14 protein-coding genes and 2 pseudogenes are annotated in these 20,162 nt (G+C 41.5%); 4 read left to right on the top strand and 12 right to left on the bottom strand.

From position 1 onward, the window contains the following. Window positions 1-25: 25 nt before the first annotated feature. Together mmsB and G8D99_RS06545 are read right to left on the bottom strand one after the other, a co-directional pair. A complete protein-coding gene (mmsB, locus tag G8D99_RS06550) occupies window positions 26-916 on the bottom strand; it encodes a 3-hydroxyisobutyrate dehydrogenase (RefSeq protein ID WP_166323729.1) in 891 nt (296 codons plus the stop codon). Between the two features lie 11 nt (window positions 917-927). Further along, on the bottom strand, window positions 928-2,445 hold the full coding sequence (locus G8D99_RS06545) for a CoA-acylating methylmalonate-semialdehyde dehydrogenase (RefSeq protein WP_166323727.1): 1,518 nt from the start codon (window positions 2,443-2,445) through the stop codon (window positions 928-930). 167 nt (window positions 2,446-2,612) lie between these two features. Between G8D99_RS06545 and G8D99_RS06540 the strand changes: the two genes are divergently transcribed. After that, window positions 2,613-3,494: a LysR family transcriptional regulator gene (locus G8D99_RS06540; protein WP_166323725.1), complete on the top strand. Its 882-nt coding sequence runs from the start codon at window positions 2,613-2,615 to the stop codon at window positions 3,492-3,494. A 232-nt stretch (window positions 3,495-3,726) separates the two neighbouring features. Beyond that, the gene (locus tag G8D99_RS06535; protein WP_166323723.1) at window positions 3,727-3,960 is read left to right on the top strand and encodes a DUF2171 domain-containing protein; all 234 of its coding nucleotides are present in this window, start codon (window positions 3,727-3,729) and stop codon (window positions 3,958-3,960) included. A gap of 173 nt (window positions 3,961-4,133) precedes the next feature. Here G8D99_RS06535 and G8D99_RS06530 read toward each other — a convergent pair whose 3' ends face one another. The 3 genes and pseudogenes from G8D99_RS06530 to G8D99_RS06520 form a co-directional block, all read right to left on the bottom strand. Further along, window positions 4,134-9,011, bottom strand: a complete 4,878-nt coding sequence (locus G8D99_RS06530; protein WP_166323721.1) for an Ig-like domain-containing protein — start codon at window positions 9,009-9,011, stop codon at window positions 4,134-4,136. A gap of 473 nt (window positions 9,012-9,484) precedes the next feature. After that, window positions 9,485-9,955, bottom strand: coding sequence for a transposase family protein (locus G8D99_RS06525; RefSeq protein WP_166323719.1), 471 nt, complete (start codon window positions 9,953-9,955; stop codon window positions 9,485-9,487). Window positions 9,956-10,135: 180 nt separating this feature from the next. Further along, window positions 10,136-11,119, bottom strand: a pseudogene (locus tag G8D99_RS06520) (IS3 family transposase). A 74-nt stretch (window positions 11,120-11,193) separates the two neighbouring features. Here G8D99_RS06520 and G8D99_RS06515 point away from each other — a divergent pair. Next, window positions 11,194-11,688 (top strand): annotated as a pseudogene (locus tag G8D99_RS06515) (tyrosine-type recombinase/integrase); the annotation flags it as partial. Between the two features lie 31 nt (window positions 11,689-11,719). On the opposite strand, the gene G8D99_RS06510 reads toward G8D99_RS06515, so the two are convergent. Next, window positions 11,720-13,180 carry an MFS transporter gene (locus tag G8D99_RS06510; RefSeq protein WP_166323717.1) on the bottom strand — a complete coding sequence of 487 codons (1,461 nt, stop codon included), beginning with the start codon at window positions 13,178-13,180 and terminating at the stop codon, window positions 11,720-11,722. 224 nt (window positions 13,181-13,404) lie between these two features. Here G8D99_RS06510 and G8D99_RS06505 point away from each other — a divergent pair, with 224 nt between their 5' ends. Next, on the top strand, window positions 13,405-14,688 hold the full coding sequence (locus tag G8D99_RS06505; protein WP_166323715.1) for an acyl-CoA dehydrogenase family protein: 1,284 nt from the start codon (window positions 13,405-13,407) through the stop codon (window positions 14,686-14,688). 520 nt (window positions 14,689-15,208) lie between these two features. On the opposite strand, the gene G8D99_RS06500 is transcribed toward G8D99_RS06505, so the two are convergent. From G8D99_RS06500 to G8D99_RS06475, 6 genes are all read right to left on the bottom strand, one after another. Further along, window positions 15,209-16,024 (bottom strand): MetQ/NlpA family ABC transporter substrate-binding protein, encoded by an 816-nt coding sequence (locus tag G8D99_RS06500; RefSeq protein ID WP_166323713.1) that lies wholly within the window; start codon window positions 16,022-16,024, stop codon window positions 15,209-15,211. A 51-nt stretch (window positions 16,025-16,075) separates the two neighbouring features. After that, a complete protein-coding gene (locus tag G8D99_RS06495) occupies window positions 16,076-16,747 on the bottom strand; it encodes a methionine ABC transporter permease (RefSeq protein ID WP_166323711.1) in 672 nt (223 codons plus the stop codon). After that, window positions 16,748-17,770, bottom strand: a complete 1,023-nt coding sequence (locus tag G8D99_RS06490; protein ID WP_166323710.1) for a methionine ABC transporter ATP-binding protein — start codon at window positions 17,768-17,770, stop codon at window positions 16,748-16,750. A gap of 144 nt (window positions 17,771-17,914) precedes the next feature. Further along, a complete protein-coding gene (locus tag G8D99_RS06485) occupies window positions 17,915-19,183 on the bottom strand; it encodes an SfnB family sulfur acquisition oxidoreductase (protein WP_166323709.1) in 1,269 nt (422 codons plus the stop codon). 49 nt (window positions 19,184-19,232) lie between these two features. Further along, a complete protein-coding gene (locus G8D99_RS06480) occupies window positions 19,233-19,751 on the bottom strand; it encodes an IS630 family transposase (protein ID WP_166323708.1) in 519 nt (172 codons plus the stop codon). A gap of 23 nt (window positions 19,752-19,774) precedes the next feature. Next, window positions 19,775-20,152, bottom strand: a complete 378-nt coding sequence (locus G8D99_RS06475) for an IS630 transposase-related protein (protein ID WP_166321839.1) — start codon at window positions 20,150-20,152, stop codon at window positions 19,775-19,777. Between the last annotated feature and the right edge of the window lie 10 nt (window positions 20,153-20,162).

The raw sequence follows: 20,162 nt of genomic DNA, 5'->3' as shown, positions 1-20,162 counted from the left end.
AGCAACTTCTGAATGAACGCTTGTTTTAATTGTTTTGCGGTAAATACTGTTGAATCACGCTAGAGAAATCTAACTGATTTTTGCCCTGTAGGCACATTTGCTGATACAGCTGCTGCACCAATCCACCCAGTAATACCGGTTGTTGCACTTGTCCCGCAGCTTCCACGGCCAAGCCTAAGTCTTTCAACATTAATTGATTGGCAAATCCATCATGATAGTCACGAGAAGCAGGTGCATTTGGACTGATGCCTGGCCATGGATTGCAGATTTCTGAACTCCAACAACGACCACTTGAAGTATTGACCACACCGGCCAATGCCTGTGCATCAATGCCCAGTTTAGCGCCCAATGCCATGCCTTCAGCTACCGCCGCCATAGAAATTCCCAAAATCAGATTATTACATATCTTGGCAATTTGACCTGCACCCACTTGCCCACAATGCACCGTATTTTTGCCCATATAAGCCAAAATAGGTTGAGCACGATCAAAAGTCGTTTGGTCTGCACCGACCATAAAGGTCAGTGTGCCTGCTTGTGCACCAATGGTTCCACCAGATACAGGCGCATCACACATTTGAATGCCTTTGTCTTGAGCCACGTGTGCTAAATCTTGAATGGTTTTGGGATCGATGGTACTGCTATCAATACAAAGACTGCCCGCTTTTAAGACCTCCAATACACCATTTTCCCCTAAATAAACCTCACGCACATGCTTGGCTGCAGGCAACATAGTAATGACGACATCTGCATGTTGCGCCGCCGCTTGTGGGCTCTCAGCCACGAGACCACCTGCCGCTTGAAAAGCCTGCAATGCCTTTTCACTTAGGTCAAAGCCATAAACCTCTTGTCCTGCTTTGAGGAGGTTATGTGCCATCGCACCGCCCATATTGCCTAGACCAATAAATGCAATTTTCATGGTCAGCCTCCTTAACCTAAGTTAATCGTGGTATTTACACCTGTCGATTGATGGCTATCTTCAAACCAGCGACTGGTAATGGTTTTGGTTTGCGTATAGAACTGAACAGCTTGCTTACCATATGGGCCCAAATCACCTAATTTAGAACCGCGCGAACCGGTAAAGCTAAAGAATGGTACCGGCACTGGAATGGGAATATTGATGCCCACTTGACCAATATTAATCTGATGTTGGAAGGTACGTGCAGTTGCACCACTTTGAGTGAATAACCCCACGCCATTCCCAAATGGATTAGCGTTGATGAGCGCAATCGCTTCTTCTAAGCTATCTACAGTAATGATCGCCAAAACTGGACCAAAAATTTCTTCTTTATAAATACGCATGTCGGTCGTAACATGGGTAAAAATGGTCTGCCCGACAAAATTGCCTTGCTCATAGCCTTTGACTTTCACATCACGACCATCAAGCAATAAGGTTGCACCTTCCTCAACTCCACTATTGATCAGATCTAGGACACGGGCTTTCGCACGCGGCGATATAACAGGTCCAATGTCCGTATTCGGTTCATGTCCGGCATTGACCTTGAGGGTTTTGGCTTTTTCAGCCAATTCTTCAACCCAATGTTTTGCTTCGCCCACCATCACCGCAACAGACAAGGCCATACAACGCTGACCTGCTGCACCAAACGCTGCACCGACTAAAGCATTTAAGGTTTGTTCTTTATTGGCATCTGGCATGACCACCACATGGTTTTTAGCGCCCATCATCGACTGAACACGTTTTCCATGTTGCCCTGCTAAATTATAAACATGGGTGCCGACATGGGTTGAGCCTACAAATGAAATGGCTTTAATATCTTGATGCGTACAGAGTAAATCCACCACATCTTTACCACCATGAACCACATTCAGTACACCTGCGGGAACGCCTGCCTGTACAGCTAGCTCAACCAACATCATGGTCGACAATGGATCTTGTTCAGAAGGCTTCAATACAAAGGTGTTACCACAGACGATTGCCATCGGGAACATCCAAAGTGGAATCATGGCAGGAAAGTTAAATGGCGTAATTCCTGCGCAGACACCTAAAGGCTGTTGTAAAGTATAGGTATCTACACCACGTGCTACCCCTTCAATATATTCGCCCATCTGCAAACTGCCGATAGAACAAGCATGTTCAACGACTTCCAAACCACGTTGAATATCACCCTCAGCATCTGCCAAGGTTTTACCTTGTTCAGCAGTCAGTACTTTCGCAATGTCTTTGGCATTTTGACGAATCAAATCTTGTAACTTAAGCATGATGCGCATACGTGCCTGAATCGGGGTTTGACGCCAAGTTTCAAAAGCATTTTGAGCCGCAGCAATCGCTGCATTCACTTCAGCTGTTGTCGCAAAAGGGACTTGTCCAAGCACTTCTTGCGTTGCAGGATTGACAATATCTTGCCAATGCGTGGTTTTAGATTCGACAAATTCACCGTTAATCAATAACTGCGCTTGCTTCAGTTGAATATTATTTAATGCGTTCATAACCTGTCCTTGGGTGTTTTGTTTGTTCTTTTTCAAAGATCTTAAAGAGTTTTTAAGATCTCCATTTTTTTCATATTCTGAAATCAAACTAGCAAAATTCCCTTTGACGACCAAGCTGAAATCATGCACGATCATTGTGCAAATTTGCACAAGACGTGAACATAACAATGAAAATAAATTGGGATCACTTACAGTATTTCTTGGTCTTGGCTCGGGCTAAAACTTTAACCAATGCTGCCAAAATTATTGGGGTAGAACATAGTACCGTTGCACGACGTGTACAGGCATTAGAGCGTGCCCTAGGGACACCATTATTTAAACGAGAAGCGACCGGCTATGAACTCACGGTGGAAGGCATGGCTTTGGTACCGCGCATCGAACATATGGAACAAGCCTATTTACAAATTGAGAAACCCCATAACCCATTAGAAGGTCGTGTGCGAATTGGCACACCGGAAGGCTTTGGTACTGCTTTTCTCACTCAATTGTTGGTGAAATTTTCCAAGCTCTACCCCTTGATCAGTATTGATCTTATTCCCGTCCCGAAAATGTTCAAGTTATCGCATCGTGAAGCAGATATTGTGATTTCGATTGACCGCCCCAAATCAGGTCCTTATATCATTACTCGGCTAACCGATTATTGTTTAAAAATTTATGGCAGTAAAAGTTATTTAGCAGCGAATCCATCAATTCATAGCATTGAAGATCTTAAACAGCATCGTTTTGTCAATTATATTGATGATTTGGTCTATAGCCCTGAGCTGTATTGTTTAGAACGCCTGCCTATCCAGCTGACTGCAAATTTTCGCAGTAGTAGTATTCTGGCACAACAACTGGCGGTGAGTGCCGATGCAGGGTTGGCGATATTACCCAAGTTTTTAGCGGAAAATCGTCCTGAGTTACAACAAGTATTAGAACAACAAGTGCGCTTTACCCACACCTTTTGGATGTTGACTTTAGTCGATTTACAGCATGAACCCCGGATTAAATTGGTTTGGGATTTTTTAAGAAAACACGTTGATACCCAACAACCCCTGTTGATGGATTAAGTAAATCAAAATGCTATTCTTGAAATACGCCCTCAACATGGCGTTAAAATAAAAGAGATTGGACATTGAATCTATTCAAAATACATAGAAATAAATTTTTGAAATCCTTTTACACAAATAACCTAAAGTAATTTTATATTGTGCTTTGTTGGCGTTCTGAATCTTTTCTCCACAGACGATCTAAAACCCTCTAAGGTAGAAACTTAATACAACGCAATGAGAAGAGGTTTAAATGTCTACGATTAACGTAAATGATATTACTAAACATGCTGATGTCATTGCATCTTGTGGAACTAAAGTGGGTCAAGTTGACCATTTGGAAGGTTCAGATCAAATTAAACTCACCAAGCACGGCGACGGTTTGCATCATTTGATTCCTGTGTCGTGGGTAAAAGAAGTTAAAGATAATCAAGTACTTTTAACCAAAGATTCTGAAGAAGTCAAAAGTGATTGGAAACCTGCATAAAGCTCATTGCCTTAGATCAGCCATGTCATACCCATAAAATTTGAATAAAAAGCCCTGAATGATTCAGGGCTTTTTTGAGATAATTACTAAATACAACTTCTGTAAAAAATCATTAAAACTTAAATTAAATCTAAATTTTAGAAAGCTTTAAATGACTCAAAACTTTCTTAAGATTAAATCAATGTTGTATTTTGAGTTAAAAGTTCATTAAATAAATCATTTTCATAGTTACTCAATACTGTTGGTACTTTATTACTCATCAGGGCAGTAGATTTTGTAGGTGTTTCTCTTAAGAATTCTGAAAGAGGAATATCATTACTTGATGTATTCACTAACAATGGATCAATACTACTTAAAACACCTTGTTCTTCTGTGAAATTAAATTGAGAATCCTCACTATCTTCTTCCACTACATTTAGAACGTTAAATAAAGAGTCTTCATTCATTGAGAACTGTAAAGGCTCATTCACATTCATTTGATTAAAAATCGCTTCATAATCCCAAATGAAGTCCTGCTCAAATGATGAGTCATCTGTACTATCATTAAATTCAGCTAGATCAGCATCTTCAACCTCGTTAAAGTTTAATTCATCAATTACAACTGAATTAATATCGGGTGTAATATCAATTTGATAACTCCCTTGAGTTTCACCATCCATACTCATAATTTCGATATTGAGTTGATCATGTAAACTTTCTTCATCTACACTGGATTCAGCCCAATTAGATTCGTATGTATATGAACCATCGGCATTCAATGTTAAATACCCATGCTCGGTTTCATATACCAGTGATTCTATATTTCCTTTATCAACATCAAAACTGACTTCTTGATTACCTAATTTTAAAATATAGTTTTCTGGTGCGGAAACAATGCCATTACTATCTATAAATATATTTCCTGTAGTAACTTCATACCCATTAAATGTAAGTGAAGTAACTTCTATGTCTTGCTGAATATTTAGACTCGCCATAGAACTTGAATTTACATTTAACTTTAATGAGTAGAACCCAGGTGATAAGTTTTCAGCAATCACTAATTCTTTATAGGTTGATCCAACACTTGAAATGGAGGAAGAACCACTAGAGTTACGTCCATTACCAGATAGAGTATAAGTGTAGCTTCCTTGAATGACGCGAGAGTTATTCGTCAGATCAACCGTTATTAGACCATTGTTACCTGTGACCTCAAAATTAAAATTGGTTAGGGATGAATTTAAATCATAATGGTCAATAGTTTGTGTTTGATTGTCAACGTGCGTGATAAAATGTTTACTTAAAGCAAAATGAATATTACCACTTTGAATCTCAGCCATGGGTGCATATAAATTGTGGGTTAAAGCATTATCACTTGGATCTTGAGCAGTAACTGCCAGTTTCTCACCATTGTTGTAGGCTTTATCTAAACTCAAACTATACTGACCATTCGCATCAGCAACGGCAGTACCCACAACTTTACCATGATGACTTACAGTGACTGTTGCACCTTGTTCGGTTGATCCTGTCATTGTTTGGTTATCAGTATCTAGTTCTTGCGTCAAGGTCGCAGGTGCTGTGGTATCCGGAGCTGTAATCGTCGTTGGTTGGGTGCTGTTATTGACTTTGTCTGTTGCTGTGACTCTTAAGCTCTCACCATTGCTAAAAGCTGGAGTTAAGCTCAGTGTATAGTGACCATCTGTTCCTGCTGTCGCTGTGCCGACAACTTTTCCATTGTACTCTGCTGTGACTGTTGCACCCGCTTCAGTACTTCCTGTAATCGTTTGTCCATCTTTACTGATGACTTGCGTAAAAACAATTGGTGCTGTAGTGTCAGGAGCAATAATGGTTATTGGTGCTGTACTGTTATGAGCCGCATCTTTAGCAATAACTTCAAGCTTTTCAACATTGCTATAGGCTTTATCTAAACTCAAACTATACTGACCATTCGCATCAGCAACGGCAGTACCCACAACTTTACCGTTATGACTTACAGTGATCGTTGCACCTTTTTCGGTTGATCCTGTAATTGTTCGGTTATCGGCACCTAGTTCTTGCGTTAAGCTCTCAGGTGCTGTGGTATCCGGAGCTGTAATCGTCGTTGGTTGGGTGCTGTTATTGACTTTGTCTGTTGCTGTGACTTGTAAGCTTTCACCATTGGTGAATGCTGGATTAAGAGTCAATGTGTAGTGACCATCAGTACCTGCAACTGCTGTACCCACCACTTTACCTTCATACATTGCGGTGACTGTTGCACCCGATTCAGTACTTCCTATAATCGTTTGTCCATCAGTACTGATCGCTTGCGTTAAGCTTGATGGTGCTGTGGTATCTGGTGCCGTAATTTGATTTGGCTGCGTTGCATTACCTGCCTGATCTTTGGCAACAACTTCAAGCTTTTCACCATTGTTATACGCTTTGTCTAGGCTCACGCTGTACTTTCCATTTGCATCAGCAACGGCTGTACCTACCACTTTACCATCATGACTTACAGTGATCGTTGCACTTTTTTCAGTTGATCCTGTAATTGTTTGGTTATCAGTACCTAGTTCTTGCATCAAGGCCGCAGGTGCTGTGGTATCCGGAGCTGTAATGGTCGTTGGTTGGGTGCTGTTATTGACTTTGTCTGTTGCTGTGACTTGTATGCTTTCACCATTGGTGAATGCTGGATTAAGAGTCAATGTGTAGTGACCATCAGTACCTGCAACTGCTGTACCCACCACTTTACCTTCATACATTGCGGTGACTGTTGCACCCGATTCAGTACTTCCTATAATCGTTTGTCCATCAGTACTGATCGCTTGCGTTAAGCTTGATGGTGCTGTGGTATCTGGTGCCGTAATTTGATTTGGCTGCGTTGCATTACCTGCCTGATCTTTGGCAACAACTTCAAGCTTTTCACCATTGTTATACGCTTTGTCTAGGCTCACGCTGTACTTTCCATTTGCATCAGCAACGGCTGTACCTACCACTTTACCATCATGACTTACAGTGATCGTTGCACTTTTTTCAGTTGATCCTGTAATTGTTTGGTTATCAGTACCTAGTTCTTGCGTTAAGCTCTCAGGTGCTGTGGTATCAGGGGCATCAATATCAAATACTTTAATTTCATGACTTTTACTAGCATTGCCAGCTTTATCTTTAGCAGCAACATATATTGTCTCACCATGATTATAAATTTTGTTGAGATTTAATTGATATACACCTTGATCATCTGCAATACCTTTACCAATGACTTTGCCATTCAATGTTGCTGTAATCGTTGCTCCTGCTTCAGAAACACCCTTGATCAATTGACCTGTTTCATCTAATTCTTCTGTCAAAACCGTTGGCGCTGTCTTATCTTTGGCTTTAACCACATGGGCTACGCTGCTATTGCCTGATTGATCCTGAGCAACAACTTTTATTTCTTCTCCGTTTAGATAAGCTTTATCCAGTTGAAGACTATATTTACCTTTTTGATCAGCAACCGCTGTTCCAATCACTTGACCATTAAAGCTCGCAATAACGGTTGCTCCAGCTTCAGTTTTTCCTGTCACTGTTTGATTGTCTTTTGAAATAGATTGACTCAGCTGTGTAGGTGCAGTGATATCTAAGGTCGTCACCGTATGTGGTGACATTGTATTGCCCGCTTGATCTTTAGCAGTCACCTGAATGGTTTCACCATTCACATAGGCTTTATTTAACGTAAGTTGATAGGCACCTTGATCATCTGCAATACCCTTACCAATGACTTTGCCATTCAATGTTGCTGTAATCGTTGCTCCTGCTTCAGAAACACCCTTGATCAATTGACCTGTTTCATCTAATTCTTCTGTTAAAAGTGTTGGCGCTGTCTTATCTTTGGCTTTAACCACATGGGCTACGCTGCTATTGCCTGATGAATCCTGAGCAACAACTTTAATTTCTTCTCCGTTTAGATAAGCTTTATCCAGTTGAAGACTATATTTACCTTTTTGATCAGCAACCGCTGTTCCAATCACTTGACCATTAAAGCTCGCAATAACGGTTGCTCCAGCTTCAGTTTTTCCTGTCACTGTTTGATTGTCTTTTGAAATAGATTGACTCAGCTGTGTAGGTGCAGTGATATCTAAGGTCGTCACCGTATGTGGTGACATTGTATTGCCCGCTTGATCTTTAGCAGTCACCTGAATGGTTTCACCATTCACATAGGCTTTATTTAACGTAAGTTGATAGGCACCTTGATCATCTGCAATACCCTTACCAATGACTTTGCCATTCAATGTTGCTGTAATCGTTGCTCCTGCTTCAGAAACACCCTTGATCAATTGACCTGTTTCATCTAATTCTTCTGTTAAAAGTGTTGGAGCTGTCTTATCTTTGGCTTTAACCACATGGGCTACGCTGCTATTGCCTGATGAATCCTGAGCAACAACTTTAATTTCTTCTCCGTTTAGATAAGCTTTATCCAGTTGAAGACTATATTTACCTTTTTGATCAGCAACCGCTGTTCCAATCACTTGACCATTAAAGCTCGCAATAACGGTTGCTCCAGCTTCAGTTTTTCCTGTCACTGTTTGATTGTCTTTTGAAATAGATTGACTCAGCTGTGTAGGTGCAGTGATATCTAAGGTCGTCACCGTATGTGGTGACATTGTATTGCCCGCTTGATCTTTAGCAGTCACCTGAATGGTTTCACCATTCACATAGGCTTTATTTAACGTAAGTTGATAGGCACCTTGATCATCTGCAATACCCTTACCAATGACTTTGCCATTCAATGTTGCTGTAATCGTTGCTCCTGCTTCAGAAACACCCTTGATCAATTGACCTGTTTCATCTAATTCTTCTGTTAAAAGTGTTGGAGCTGTCTTATCTTTGGCTTTAACCACATGGGCTACGCTGCTATTGCCTGATGAATCCTGAGCAACAACTTTAATTTCTTCTCCGTTCAGATAAGCATTATCCAGTTGAAGGCTATATTTACCTTTTTGATCTGCAACTGCTGTTCCAATCACTTGACCATTAAAGCTCGCAGTGACGATTGCTCCAGCCTCGGTTTTGCCTGTCAGTGTTTGATTGTTTTTTGAAAAAGAAGGAAATAACTTTGACACTTTTTACTCTCTAATCATTAAGGTTCGGCATATAATAGTTGAATTTTCATATATTAATAATTTAATAAATATAAAAAATAACCATTTAAACCATAAATTTAGATTTAATTATTTACCGATTGATCTAAATATAATTTATCTTAATAAAATTTGGGATGTCCCACTTTATTTGTTCAATTTTCCATGACTTAAAAATCAATCACTCTTTAGCCTTCATTTAAATAAGGAATACAGCTCAAAGGAAGTCAAATCACCTTATTGGTTTTACCTGAGCCTGCATACTAGAAAATTAAATTGGAGACATCTTCTGTCCTATGGATTAAATGCCATGGTTGTGCTTGAGTAACTAAGGTCATGACTTAATCCGAATGCAAGTCTGAAAAATTAAATCATCAGTAATATCTGAGTGAAAACATCGGAAATAGCCTAGCGAGTGTCATCGATTTAAATAAATATTAGAGTTCTTTCATAAATCATTTTTTAATCAGCTCTATGTTATAGATTCCAGCAATTAAATTGAATCTTAAGCCTAGTCTTTTGCCGCGGTTGCGATATCGCTCGGTAAGGATTTTGAAGGTTTTCAAACTGCCAAATACATGCTCAATTACAATTCTTCTTTTATTGATTTCTTGATTGTAAACTTTTAGCTCAGGATCTAATTTGCAGCGCTTTTTTGCTTTTAATGGCAATAAACTATTTGGATACACTGTATACATCCCTTGATAGCCTTTATCTGCAAGAATAAAAGACCCTTTAGGAATCTGATTCAAGTTACCTTTGAAGAGCTCGAAATCATGTACTGCACCACGACTCGTGCATAAACTCAGAACTTGCTGAGTTCTATAATGGATAATGGCTTGAACTTTAAAAGTATGTGTCTTCTTCTTTCCACTATAGCTTTTCTTCTGTTTTTTTAGGTCTTTGTATTGGAATTTCTGTGGCATCTACGATCACCACATTCCAGTCAATACCTTCGCCCTCAGGCAAATGCTTCGGTAAATTAAATAGATTAGACTTGATCAGGCAGTCCTCTACATGACGGACAATTCTTGAAGCAGTCGGCTCTGACACACCATAACTTGTTGGGTAATCCTCCCATAAATAACCGAAGTTAAAAGTAGAGGTTAAGCAGCCATTAGAGGTGGCTTTCCTTTGTTTGCTTGATGTGGTCTTTCATGGTTGTAATGCCACAGCCAACTCGTTGCATAATCTTGTACTTCATCCAAAGTATCAAATATACGAATGCCGTGCTCAGTAGCCCAACGTACAAATTCATGACTGATAAACTCCGGGCCATTGTCACACCGAATAACTAACGGTTTTTCTCGCCATTCCAATAGCTGATTCAACGTACGAATAACCCTGATTGTGGGCAATGAGAATCCTGCTTCAATGGCTAGGCCTTCGCGGCGGTAATCATCAATTACATTCAATAGCCGATACTTTCGACCATCGGAAAGCTGATCATGCATAAAATCTAATGACCAAACTTGATTTTCTCGGATTGGTTCCTTTAGTGGTTCTGGTGCATGTCTTTTTAGTCTTCTTCTTGGCTTAATACGCAGATTCAGTGCCAACTCACAGTAAATGCGATAAACCCGCTTGTGATTCCAGCAGTGATTCTCAACATGTCGTAAATATGAAGCACAGACCGAATCCCCAATCTGTATTTTCTTCAGTGAGTTCAATGAGCTGTTCAGCAATTAATGCATTGTCATCGCTGAGTTTGGCTTGATAGCGGTAGCAGGTTTCACTAATGCCAAATGCTTTACAAGCCAAACGAATACTAATGGCATGCTGGGCAACTACCTGATGTGCCATCTTACGCCGGCAAGATGGCTTCACCACTTTTTTACCATCGCTTCCTGGATGATCTCTGCCTTTAATCGTTCTTCCGCATACATCTTTTTAAGTCTGGTATTTTCTGCTTCCAGCTCTTTCAGTCGAGCCATCAATGAGGTATCCATACCGCCATATTTGGCACGCCATTTATAAAACGTGGCATTACTCATGCCGTGTTCACGACAAAGGGCGGCTACAGGTGTGCCAGATTCCGCCTGCTTCAAGATGGACATGATCTGACTGTCAGTAAATTTCGATGTTTTCATGCAGAATCTCCTGCTTGTATCTTAAGAGAAAATTCTACTTTTAGATCCTTTTATTTTTAGGGGGGATTACCCCAATCTTCTTAATATGTAGTCTAATTACAGGTTGTAGGAAGAATGAATTGCTTTCATTAAAGTGGAAGGACATCGATTTCCGTTGGAAAACAGCTAAAGTAAAAGATAAGATTGAAGATTCTGGGCGCTTAATCCCATTAACTACACATGTTGAAAGTCTCTTATTGGAGCTTAAGAAAGGTTCTGATTCTGAGTTTGTCTTTAGTAGTAAAGATTCTGCATGTGGCCATATTATTAATCCTTATGATAGTTTAAATAAAATATGTAAGCGGTTAAATATTCATCTTACGCCTCATGGTTTAAGAAGATCTTATAAAACTTTAGCTATTTGGGAAAATATCAATGAAGGATCTTTAGCACAAATTTCAGGACACAAGCCTAGTGCTTTAGTTGAAAGGCATTACACAGTAAGGCCAATGGATATGCTACGAGAAACATTACAAAAATATGAAGATTGGATACTTCACACTACATTAGCTGATAAAATTAAACTTTAAGCCAAATTTTATCAGCTGAAGAAAATAAATTTTAAATCATTTTGGAGGCAACAGTCTTATTAATTTCTATATCTAAATCTATCGAGTCAACATCAAATTTTGTCGGTTCAAACTTAATTAAAAAACCAATAACTATAATTGGTACGAAGGCAAAAATCGAAATAATTAAGAAAACATCTGTATTAAATTTAGACATCCAAATAGGCAATACAAAAAGTGCAATGGCTTGCGCCACACCAGATATTGCGCGGTTCATACCCACACCTACACCGCGAATTGAAGCAGGATAAGCCATCGTCGGATAAACCATCATCTGTGCACCTGGGCCAAAACCTTCAGCAAACAGCCATAAGCCGAGCATCGCGATCGCAAAGTACAACAGCAAGCTGCTTCCCGGCTCTCCGACTACGCCAAGCAGCACCAGCGCCGCAAACTGCAGGATAAAGCCGCTGAGCAAGATAAAACGCGAACTCAATCGGCTGGCCATATAAACACCCAGCAAGCCTCCTGTGAATGCAAAGGCCAAATTCAGTCCCAATGTTGTCGTAATCGTGGTCAATGTATCCGTATGGAAAAAGCGTGTCAGAATCGACGGCAGGAAAAATGCAATTGTCGTGTATTGAAATGCCACGGAAATATGAATCACCAGCGCAACGATTGTTCTCGGCAAATAGGTTTTATTGAACAACACACTATAGCTGGCTTGAGCATGCTTCTGTTCCACTTTCTGCACATGATCAACCTGCGCATGCGCGTTAATATCATAGGACTCACGCAGAATTTTTGCTGCACCCTTCAAGTCGCCTTGATTCGCCAGCCAAATCGGCGATTCGGTTAAATATTTCCCGCGGATAAAAATAATCAGCAAGGCCGGAACCGCGCCAAAAATCAGCGATATGCGCCAGAGCCAATTGGCATATTCCGGCGGCAAGATAAAATACAGCGCCAGCACAATGGCAAAACATACACTTGAAGCCGCATACCACATTGGGCACCATGCGGCTAAACGCGCAGCTTTGCTGCTCTTGCCGTTGAATTTAGAAAATTCCGCCAAATAAGACATCGCCACAGGCAAGTCGATGCCGACGCTGATGCCCATCACAAAGCGTGCTGCAATCAGCACCCACACATTCGGCGCTAATCCTGCTACGATCGCCGCGATCACAAAAAGCACCATATCAGCCATAAAGACACGGTAGCGGCCGATTTTATCTGTCAGCCAGCCGCCCAATAAATTGCCGACAATTGTGCCGACCACAATTGCCGATGCCACCACACCTGTCATCACGGGGCTAAGAGAAAAATCAGAAATAACCTGTTCAATGCCGAATGACAATGTCGTCAAATCATAAGCATCAATAAAAACCCCGATCAGGGCAAGCCAAATCACTTTATTGGTCTTGCCCGATCCCGCATATTTTGAAATGAGCTGAGAAACATCTTCCGGCCGCTGTATCACATATTTATTTTCAGCACTGGCTGTTTGAGTCATATCGAATCCCGATTAAATTTATGGGGAATAGACTAGCGGCTGTTTTAATTCCAAATAAATATTATTTTATTTTTAATATCTGATTTTTTACTAAATAGTATTTTTTGATATATTTAAAATAAAATCATTTAATATGTTTTTCTCATTTTATTATCTATATTAATTAGTTTATAAATCATGCAGCTCATTTAATATTTTATCTTTATTCGTTTGCCAATATTATTATGACTGCGCTTACTGATTTGCAACAGCCAACCCAATTAAAACATCAGCGTTCACAAGAGTCTTCGATTTATCAAGTATGGGGACAAGGGCCTTCTGCGCGCTATGATGAACTGGCTTCAAACTTCCGTCCGATTTTTGACAAAATTCGAGAAACCACCAATGAGCGGGAAAAAAACCATATTCTGCCGTTTGAACAGCTGCAATGGTTGAAGGATGCCGGCTTTACCCGCCTGCGCCTGCCAAAAAGCCATCATGGTTTCGATGCGACTATTCCAGAACTGTTTGCGCTACTGATTGAACTCGCTCAGGCAGATGCCAACTTGCCGCAAGCGCTGCGGGTGCATTTCGGCTTTACCGAAGACATTTTGCTCAGCCAAGACGGCGCATTTAAAAACCTATGGCTGGAACGCATTGGTCAAGGCCAAACTGTGGGCAGCGCTTGGTCTGAAGGCGGAAAAGAGTCGATTGGCCAATTCAGTACGCATCTGTCTAAAACAGAAGATGGCCGTGTGCTGCTGAATGGGCAAAAATACTATACAACAGGCAGCCTTTACGCAGAATGGATTGATGTCGGCATTACAGACTTGGACGGCAACTCAGCTTCGATCATCATTCCGCGCAATGCGGCCGGGGTTGAAGTGATTGATGACTGGAACGGTTTTGGCCAAGTCCTGACCGCCAGCGGCACGTCTATTTTCAGCAATGTTGAAGTCAATCCCGCAGATGTCCTTCCAGATGATGACCGCTTTAAATATTCTGCGGGCTTTTATCAGCTGATTCAATTATCCATTATTGCTGGCCTGAACCGTGCAGCGGCTTATGACGTATCCAAAGCCGTGGAAAAACGGACACGCAACTATACCCATTCAAATGCGGCCTATGTCCGCCATGATCCGCAAGTACTGCAGGTTGTGGGTAAAATCCGCGGCGCAGCTTACACATCAGGCGCGATTATTGAAAAAAATGCGCAGGCTTTGCAGCGCGCTTATGAGTCAGCATTCTTAAATAATCCAGCGGAAGAAGCTGATCAGAATGCCATTGCAGAACTGGAAATTGCGCAATCGCAAACCATTATTTCTGATTTGGCTTTAAATGCGTCAACGATTATTTTTGATGCGCTTGGCGCATCCGCAACGGATAAAGATCTTGCATTAGACCGCTACTGGCGCAATATCCGCACATTGGCGTCACATAATCCGCGCATTTACAAAGACCGCATTGTAGGTGACTTCAGCGTGAATGGCACCTTGCCTCCATACCAATGGCGCATCGGTCAGGTCTAAGCTCTATAAAATAATCATTTTGACTTTTCAGCATGCGCTTGGATTAATTTTCAAGCGCTTTTTTTAATCTTAAATTTCAAAGGGAAGTATTCATTGAGTTTATAGGCTTTTTACTGGCGGTTTCTCATGCAGAAAGCTTAGGTCTGCATGCAGCATCCTATATCCCAGTCAATTTTTATAATTCAGTATTTTTCATAAAAACGAATAAGCTCGACAGCTTTCATTAACAATGATTATGCGCAAAATACATTTCAGGCCTAAGCTAGCCTCAGTTTCATCTTTAAATGGAGTTATTATTGATTTAATGCAATTTTCCAGCCTGCATGGTGCAAGAAATTTTAATAAAAAATCAATGCAGCTATTCAATTCATTGAACATGCTGATCGAATGAATAAGTGCAGAATTCAAAAACTGTTTATATCTGTTGATAGGACAACAGACAACTTAATCCCTAACTAAAAAAACTGCAGCCAATAAAAAAGGCATTGATGACAATGCCTTTTTAAATTTCGTCAGCGCATTAGAAGGCGGTATAAATTTCGCCTTTAAAGTGCTGCTTGATAAACTGGCGGGTTGAATCGCTGTTCAGCGCTTTAGCTACTTTTTGGATCTCAGGTTTCTTTTGATCGCCTGGGCGCACGACTAAATATTCAGCCCAGATATTTTTACCGTCCTGACCGCTTTCAATATACAGCGACTTTTTAATATCCAATTTCGCTTCAAGCACATAGTTGCAGTTTAATGCCGCCAAATCCACTTGAGACAAAGTGCGCGGCAGCATTGCAGAGTCCAGCTCTTTAATTTTCAGTTTCTTTGGATTAGATGCGATATCGCGTACTGACAGCAGTTTATCGGTCGGCAGCGCCAGCTGTTTAAATCCTGGTTTCAGCGTAATCAAATTCAGTTTCGCCAAAAGCAGCAGACCGCGTCCGCCATTGACCGGATCGCTCGGAATCGCAACTGTAGCGCCGTCTTTCAACTGCTTTAAATTGGTGATTTTTGAGGAATACAGCAAAAATGGCTCTATATGCACAGGCACCACAGGCACTAAATTTGATTTGGTTTTGGCATTAAAATCATTCAGAAATGGGCGGTACTGGAAATAATTGGCATCCAGTTTTTTCGATACTAGCTGTGTATTCGGCTGCACATAATCTGAATAGATTTTGATTTTCAAATCAATGCCCTGCTTCGCCAGCTCAGGCTTAATATGCTCTAAGATCACGGCATGCGGTGTTGCGCTGGCGCCAACCGTAACCGTTTGATTTGCCCAAACCCCAGCAGATACCGCAGCGATACTGATCACGGCCGCTAATTTTTTTAAAGTGTTCATCATTGTTCCTTCAAGTTAAACATTCAATTTGGTGTCTCTGAATTTTTGAGTGCCTTAGGTGTAATTCTTGGAAAAATACAGCACTGCTTTATTGCCAATAAACTGCATGATTTGCACAATCACGATCAACAAAAACACAGTAACCAGCATGATTTCAGTCTGATAGCGCTGATAGCCGTAACGGATCGCCAAGTCCCCTAAACCGCCGCCGCCAATCACACCGGATACGGCTGTATAGTCCACCAGCGCGATACTGGTCACGGTAATTGCGGCAATAATCGGAGCACGCGCTTCCGGCAGCAGCACGCCTTTGACCATCTGCCAGTAACTGGCGCCCATAGACTGGGCCGCTTCGATCACGCCGCTATCGACTTCATGCAGCGCGGTTTCCGTTAAGCGCGCAAAGAATGCAATGCCTGCAACAGTAATTGGCGGAATCACGCCTGCAACATCAATAGTTGTCCCTGTAATGAGCGCCGTTAGCGGCATCAGCAGAATCATTAAAATAATGAATGGGATTGAGCGGATAATATTAATAAAGAATGACAGGATGGAATAAAGCACAGGATGCTTCTTAATCCTGCTGTTGGCAAAGGAATATATCGCCACGCCTAAAGGCAGCCCAAGCACAACTATAAACAGCAGTGACAATGACAGCATCAGCAATGTGGCTTTGGCTGCATCCCAGAGTTCTTGATAATCCAGATTTGCAATAAGTTCGAGCATTTAGGCTGCCTCTGTAATGCGCGGCGCGGCGCCTTGAATAATTTCGATATGTGCGCCCAGCTGTTCCAGCTGCTGCAGATAATTGGCCGTGTTCAGCCCTTGAATCGACAGGATGGACTGGCTGTACAGCGAGGTTTTCGTCCGTTCGACTTTTGAATGCAGAATCTGATAATTCACTTGATGCTTCAGCGCTAGCGTTTCATAGACTGGACGCTGCGCCAGTTCACCGATTGCAGTGACACGGAGGATCTGCGAATTTGGCAGCAGAATCGCTTCATCAATATCGGTATTTTCCAAGATCAAGGAGCGGGAAATGTCATGCACAGGATGCAGCAACACTTGATCGACTGGCCCCTGCTCTGCAATTTGGCCTTTTTCCAGCACCACAACGTCATCGCAAATACGGCGGATAACATCAATTTCATGCGTGATCAGCACAATCGTAATACCCAAATCCCGATTGATTTGCAGCAGCAGATTGAGAATTTCATGTGTGGTGATCGGATCAAGCGCGCTGGTCGCTTCATCGCACAGCAGAATCTTCGGTGAATTCGCCAATGCGCGGGCAATGCCGACACGCTGTTTTTGACCGCCTGAGAGCTGCTTAGGATACTTATGCAAATGCTCGCTTAAACCGACTTGATGCGCTAAGTCCTCAACGCGCTGCTGCAACTGTTTTTTACTTAAACTGCCGTCTAAGCGCAGCGGAAAGGCAATATTGTCAAAAACGGTTATGGTTTTCAGCAAATTGAAATGCTGAAAAATCATGGAAATCTGTTTACGAAGTGCTTTCAGCTCATTTTCAGAGGCATGCTGAATAGACTGGCCCAGCACCTCAACTTGACCCGCATCCGCCTTTTCCAGCCCATTCATCAGTCTTAATAATGTTGATTTTCCCGCACCGGAATATCCGATAATTCCAACGATTTTCGATGCGTCAATCTGCAGGGAAATATTTTTTAATGCAAAGATTTTATTATTCTTTGCATTAAAATACTTATCAGCATTTTCAATATTAATCATGGCAGCAGTTCTATATTTCAATTCTGCAAAAATATACAAAAATGCTTATTTAAAAAATAATTTAAATATTATTTTTATATGCAAAAAATAGAATTAACAAAGGCTGCATTGATTATTACTTTTTCGTATAACAAAACCTGCCGATCAGCTCCAAGGATGGCGGGGCAAATGCTTGCCTTTTAAATAATATTCGCCAATCAGCTTATACTTCCAGCGCACAGGATCATGCAGCGTATGGATGCGCGCATTACGCCAATGGCGGTCTAAATTCAGCTCTGACAGCGCCGCGCGTGTTCCAGCCAGTTCAAACAGTTTATTCGACGCTAAAATGGCGATTTCCGCACTCAGCACTTTGGCTTCCGCCACAGCTAAAGTAGCTGCATTGGCATTGTCTTCAGTTAAATTTTCCAAGGCTGCATCAACAAAATCTCCCGCGCGGTCCAACAGCGCTTCAGCCGCATGCAATTTTATTTTCAGCTCAGCGACTGCGGCTTGTGTGAATTGATCATCCACCGCATGTTCTTGATCTGCATCTATCCAAGGACGTGTATATTTCTGTACAAACTCAATCGCATCTTCAATAGCAGCATGAGCAATACCGGCATCAATAGATGAATGTATCAGCTGTGAAATTGTTCCGACAAGATTGATGCTTTCACCGCCTGCTCCTGTTGGGATGACATAAGCAGCATCGACTTGAACGTTGTCCAGAATCACTGTGCCGCTCGCTGTGGAACGCTGACCAAAGCCGGACCAGTCATTGATAATGCTCAGCCCTGGTGCATGATGCGGAATCAGTGCAGTAAGTTCATTGCCCTCGTCATCCAGACCGACTGCATAGACCCAATGCGCTAAGATCGCACCGGTAGCATAGAATTTCTTGCCGTTCACCGCATAGCCTTGCGCATTCGGTGTAATCCGGGTTTTTAAATCAATGACCGTTCTGCCGCCCCGTTCGGACAGTGCATTGCCCAAACGCTGGCCTTTGAGGATATTGCCGAAAATCAGCTGCTTCTGTTCTTCTGCTGCATCTAAACGCACTTGTTCCAAAAAGGACAAATGATTTTCTGAAATCTGCGTCAGTGCAGGATCAGCGCTGGCTAAAATGCGGATCACCTGTGACAGTGTGCGGTGCTTCACTTGCGCGCCGCCATACTGTTTAGGAATATTGATGCACCATAAACCGCTTTGCGAAAATTCAACGATTTCCTGCAGCGGCAGCAAACGGTTCGCATCACGGTGCGATGCCTGTTGCCTGAAAATTTCTGCGAGCTTCTTGGCAGCAGCGATGGCTTCAGCATCATTTTGGATAATATGTGCAGGCTGGTGCTGTTCAAAAACGGAATCTGGAATATCCTGGTTATTTTCAATTTTCAGGTTTTCAATTTGAAGGTCTTGAATTTTAATATTCATAATCTTTTAAAGCTCTGGGTGATTAATATAGCTAAATAAAAAACATAAGCTACATCATTTTAAAGACGATATCTAAAGCTTCCTGAAAGGTTTTATTATTCTGAGCAACCATATGTCTGACTTTACTTTTTAGGACAGACCATGCTCTCTCAATAGGATTTAGATCAGGACTATATGCCGGTAGATAAACAATTCTTATCTGATATCGTGCTGCCAAATCATCAATTACTCGACCTTTATGAATGGATGCATTATCTAGAATCAGCAAATAACTCTTAGTCTGATCATCCTTTTGCTTTAAATCCTGCAACAAATATTCCAACCAACAGACAAAAATATTCCGATCACACGAACCGTGAAAAACTAAAGGTTGAGTAAACTTGAATGGTGCATTTGATCTGACCGCACTGATCATACTGAGTCTCGTGCCATGCCCACCTGACTTAAATGCATGACAACGTTGACCTTTTGGAGACCAACCATATTCTGCGGTTTCATTGGTATTGATGCCTGATTCATCGATATAAAGAATGTGATCTTCACCATATTGCTGCTTCCACTGAGGCAAACACCATTCAAATACAGCACGGCTTAACTTGCAGGCTTGTTTGTAGAGAAAACTCTTTTTTTACGCGTCCAACCCATCTTATTTAGAGCTTTTAAAATGACATGATAGCCAACGCTATAACCGAATTTCTGTTCAAACAAAGGAATAAGATCTTTAGCTTGGGTAAATGGCGTTGTTTTTACAAATGCTTCAAAAGCTTGCAGGTCCAGAATCTTTGAGGGACGTCCTACATTTGGAGACTTAGGTTGTTTGAGTTGACCAGTCTGCTGTTCGATCAGAATCCAATCATCGAGCGTGGTTCTGGCAATATTAAATATTTCGCACGTCTTAGATTTATGCTTTGACTCTTTATAAAACTGCATGACTTTTTCACGTAGATCGACAGAATATGTTTTTGGCATAATTTTAAAG

It is taken from the genome of Acinetobacter lanii (assembly GCF_011578285.1).
GTDB lineage: Bacteria > Pseudomonadota > Gammaproteobacteria > Pseudomonadales > Moraxellaceae > Acinetobacter > Acinetobacter lanii.
This window is presented reverse-complemented; position numbering and strand designations above follow the sequence as displayed.

Coding starts and splice junctions, on each gene's coding strand:
- G8D99_RS06535 (WP_166323723.1), top strand. CDS start 3,727: ATGTCTACGATTAACGTAAATGATATTACTAAACATGCTGATGTCATT.
- G8D99_RS06475 (WP_166321839.1), bottom strand. CDS start 20,152: ATGCCAAAAACATATTCTGTCGATCTACGTGAAAAAGTCATGCAGTTT.
- G8D99_RS06525 (WP_166323719.1), bottom strand. CDS start 9,955: ATGCCACAGAAATTCCAATACAAAGACCTAAAAAAACAGAAGAAAAGC.
- G8D99_RS06485 (WP_166323709.1), bottom strand. CDS start 19,183: ATGAATATTAAAATTCAAGACCTTCAAATTGAAAACCTGAAAATTGAA.
- G8D99_RS06510 (WP_166323717.1), bottom strand. CDS start 13,180: ATGACTCAAACAGCCAGTGCTGAAAATAAATATGTGATACAGCGGCCG.
- mmsB (WP_166323729.1), bottom strand. CDS start 916: ATGAAAATTGCATTTATTGGTCTAGGCAATATGGGCGGTGCGATGGCA.
- G8D99_RS06505 (WP_166323715.1), top strand. CDS start 13,405: ATGACTGCGCTTACTGATTTGCAACAGCCAACCCAATTAAAACATCAG.
- G8D99_RS06490 (WP_166323710.1), bottom strand. CDS start 17,770: ATGATTAATATTGAAAATGCTGATAAGTATTTTAATGCAAAGAATAAT.
- G8D99_RS06540 (WP_166323725.1), top strand. CDS start 2,613: ATGAAAATAAATTGGGATCACTTACAGTATTTCTTGGTCTTGGCTCGG.
- G8D99_RS06495 (WP_166323711.1), bottom strand. CDS start 16,747: ATGCTCGAACTTATTGCAAATCTGGATTATCAAGAACTCTGGGATGCA.
- G8D99_RS06500 (WP_166323713.1), bottom strand. CDS start 16,024: ATGATGAACACTTTAAAAAAATTAGCGGCCGTGATCAGTATCGCTGCG.
- G8D99_RS06545 (WP_166323727.1), bottom strand. CDS start 2,445: ATGAACGCATTAAATAATATTCAACTGAAGCAAGCGCAGTTATTGATT.